The 3175-nt window shown below is 54.4% G+C and carries 4 protein-coding genes and 1 tRNA gene; 3 read left to right on the forward strand and 2 right to left on the reverse strand.

Going from position 1 to position 3175, the window contains the following annotated elements:
- Positions 1-214 precede the first annotated feature (214 nt).
- A complete protein-coding gene (locus tag JX325_RS14160; protein ID WP_243414102.1) occupies positions 215-607 on the reverse strand; it encodes a DUF6076 domain-containing protein in 393 nt (130 codons plus the stop codon).
- Positions 608-625: 18 nt separating this feature from the next.
- On the opposite strand from JX325_RS14160, the gene JX325_RS14165 reads away from it, so the two are divergent.
- Together JX325_RS14165 and JX325_RS14170 are read left to right on the forward strand one after the other, a co-directional pair.
- A complete protein-coding gene (locus JX325_RS14165; RefSeq protein WP_204791736.1) occupies positions 626-820 on the forward strand; it encodes an AlpA family transcriptional regulator in 195 nt (64 codons plus the stop codon).
- The gene (locus JX325_RS14170) at positions 817-1503 is read left to right on the forward strand and encodes a helix-turn-helix domain-containing protein (RefSeq protein WP_204791737.1); all 687 of its coding nucleotides are present in this window, start codon (positions 817-819) and stop codon (positions 1501-1503) included. The genes JX325_RS14165 and JX325_RS14170 overlap by 4 nt, the downstream gene beginning before the upstream one ends.
- Before the next feature lie 246 nt (positions 1504-1749).
- Here the strand turns inward: JX325_RS14170 and JX325_RS14175 are convergent.
- Positions 1750-1825: transfer RNA gene (locus JX325_RS14175), tRNA-Thr, on the reverse strand.
- Between the two features lie 297 nt (positions 1826-2122).
- On the opposite strand from JX325_RS14175, the gene JX325_RS14180 reads away from it, so the two are divergent.
- Positions 2123-3055: a sugar-binding transcriptional regulator gene (locus tag JX325_RS14180; protein WP_204791738.1), complete on the forward strand. Its 933-nt coding sequence runs from the start codon at positions 2123-2125 to the stop codon at positions 3053-3055.
- Positions 3056-3175 lie beyond the last annotated feature (120 nt).

A 3175-nucleotide genomic window follows, 5' to 3' on the forward strand; every position in this document is an offset into this window, starting at 1 on the left:
TCATACCCCGCGCCCCCTTTCCCTTATTTTATCACATCTTCCATTATTTCGGGGAATTAAATCAGCGTTTCCCTAGACTTCCTGTTCCCGCCTGTGTCCCTCGGCGGGGAGGATTAGCGGCGGATGGGGGACGATGACTGTTCCGGGAATCGGCATATGGGTTCCGCCTTGTTTCAATAAACTGCACCAGCGTATACAAAGATAAGGACCGCGCTCACTGGTGGTTCAGTTCCTCCCGTAGCTGTTCAATAATCTGCGCCTTCAGATTTTCGTCTAAAGCCTCTTTTACCTTTTTAATCGCGGCGTCTCTCTCAGCCGCCGCCTGAGCCGCCCAGGCGTTGAAATCTTCACGGCTCATGTTTCCTTTCATCACACGAGCGCAGTATTTTTTATACGCCCGCTTATAAATTTTCCAGGTGTCCTCATCCTGGATTTTTTTCTCGAAGACCATCCGCGCCCCGGCCTCCCGGCAGGTCCTGCTCTCCTCGCCGGGTGCGATGCGCTCACAGTACATCGTCCGGTCTCCCTGCTCATGGAGAAACCAGCGCCCGCACAGACGGCACTGTCGCGGCGCGTTGNCGTGCTCGATGGCCTTCCCTANTTCCACATAGGGAAAGGAANCAAAATGAAAGTATCTCAATCCCTCTTCCTCAACGCGGAGCTGGTGGCAAAGGTGCTGGGCGTCTCACCGTCCAGCGGCTATGAGCTGATGCACGAACCGGGCTTTCCAATTTTGAAAATTGGAAGCAGGATGGTCGTGCCCAAGGAGAAGTTCATCCAGTGGGTGGAGCAGAACACAGCTGGAGGATTACAACCATGAGGCGGCGCACAACGCCTATCGGCTGGCCCAGACGCGGCCCACGGCACTACCGCTTCGCCGTACCCAACGCAGTGTGGAAGTGCAAACTCAAGCCGGTTGAGTTCGTGATTTTTTCCTACCTCTGCTATCACCGCATTCCTGATGTGCTCACTACGGAGATGACTGCGGCAGATGTCCACATTACAGCCAGCACTGTGAAAAAGTATCTGACTGCTCTGGTATCGAAAGGAATCGTCAGCGAAGATGGTACCCCCGTACTCAAGTGTAAGGGCGAGAAATTTTTCACCCTGCCCAATGAGGTGTTCCTGCTGAAGCTCTCACCCTCTGCGTTTATGGTCTACGCCTACCTGTTGCTGATTGAGGACCGCCGAACCCACACCTGCCACCCAAGCTACAACACCATTGCCGCCGCAACGGGGATGGCAAAGAACACCGCGATGAAAAGTATCAACACGCTGTTGGAAATGGGACTCATCGCTGTAGAGTCCAGCAACTATTTCGACAAGCGCGGAATGAAGTGGAGGGGCAACAACCTCTACACGATCCTGCCAGTGAGAGCGGCAGTAGATCCACCATGCTGNGACACTACGACGCCGGGTTTACCCTCCGCACCTACACCCACGCCACACGGCAGGCACAGGATGAAGCGGCGGAAAAGATGGGAGCATTTATGGAACAGATGATGTAAATCCGAAATGACAAAAGACAATACCGCAGCGGACAATATCCTGTCCGTTGCGGTGTTCGTTTCTGATTATTTTCCTGTGTGGGTCAGGTTGTGGGTCTTGGCCGTTTCTCGCAAAAGAAAGCCTTCACGGAGTCTGTATGCGAAAGGATTATTGTGGGTCAAAAAGAGAATCAAATGTGGGTCAACTATTTTCTTGGAAAGTTGCAAAAACAGCGAAAATCATTTAATTCTCGCCGTTTTCTGGAGCTACTGATGTGACTCGAACACACGACCTGCTGATTACGAATCAGCTNCTCTACCGACTGAGCTACAGTAGCATATTCAATTTTCTGCGGCCCGGTCTGGTAGTTACGAATCAGTTGCTCTACCGACTGAGCTACACTAGCATATTTCTCATAATCGCATTCTGTAATTTCGTATTCCTTCGTTGGAAAATCTCTTTACAACGGTTGTTATGATACCACAAAAAGACTCCCCCGTCAACATTTATTTNAGATTTTTCGGAGGCAGGCATATTTCTATTTTCTATACTTCCCCGCTTGCATCGCCGCCGGCTTTGTGGTATAAACAAAATAGTAACATATGTAACTTCTGTATTCGGAAGAGGGGATTATGTGAGCGCTGGTTTTGAAAAACGGAAAAAGCTGGCTTATGTGGCCCGGCGCTATTATCTGGAGGACCGGAAGCAAAGCGACATCGCCCGGGAGCTGGGCGTGTCCCGCCCTCTGGTCAGCCGGATGCTGTCCGAGGCCCGGGAACTGGGCATTGTGGAGATCACGGTCCATGAGCCGGGAACCCGGGCGGCCCGGATGCTGGACCGTTTGCGGGCAGCCAGTTCCGTCCGGGGAGGCATCTTGGTGGAAGACGGTGCGGACAACGACGCCACAAACCGNCTGCTCTCCCAGGGCGCCGTGGAGCTGCTGCACCAATTGGGCGCCCGCCGCCTGGGGGTGGGCTGGGGGTACTTAATTGGCCAGCTGGTAACCTGGCTGCAGGAAAACCCCCAGCCCAGCAGCGCCGTCACCGATATCTGCCCCCTGGTGGGCAACGCCAGCATTCCGGCCCGTAACTACCAGTCCAACGAAAACGTCCGGCTGATGGCCCAGCAGCTGGGAGCCGTTCCCCATTTTCTCTACCTCCCCGCCCTGCCGGAGGGCCTGGAGGAAAAGCAGATCCTGTGCTCCACCGAGGTTTACCGCCGGATTCTTCAGCAATGGGAAGCCCTGGACACCGCCCTGGTCAACATCGGCGATTACCCTTCCAGCCCCGACTTCGCCTCCCTGGTCCGCTATGGCGGCCTTCTCCAGCGGCAGCGGGCCTGTGGGCGGATGCTGATTTACTACTTCAACGAGACGGGAACCGTCATCCAGTCGGAGCAGGATTTTGCCATTCAAATCCCCATTGACGTTTTAAAACGCTGTCCCAACATCATCGGCGTCTGCTCCGCCAACACCAGCGCCAAGGCCCTGGGCGGGGCCCTCAAATCCGGCTTCTTCACCCACATTGTGGCCCGCCAGGACTTGGTGCGGGGACTGCTGGAACAATGACAACCATATGCACATTACGGCTTCCCGGACTTTGCCCGGGAAGCCGTCAGCTTGTCGAAAAAGTCTGCCTACCGGCAGACTTTTTCATGTAAAGATGATAAAATAGGGAGTAAGGGGTGA

Source organism: Oscillibacter sp. CU971 (genome assembly GCF_905219725.1).
In the GTDB taxonomy this organism is placed as follows: Bacteria; Bacillota; Clostridia; order Oscillospirales; family Oscillospiraceae; genus Oscillibacter.

What these genes read in the sequence shown, in the direction of transcription:
- JX325_RS14165 (WP_204791736.1), top strand. Translation starts at nt 626, where the DNA reads ATGAAAGTATCTCAATCCCTCTTCCTCAACGCGGAGCTGGTGGCAAAG.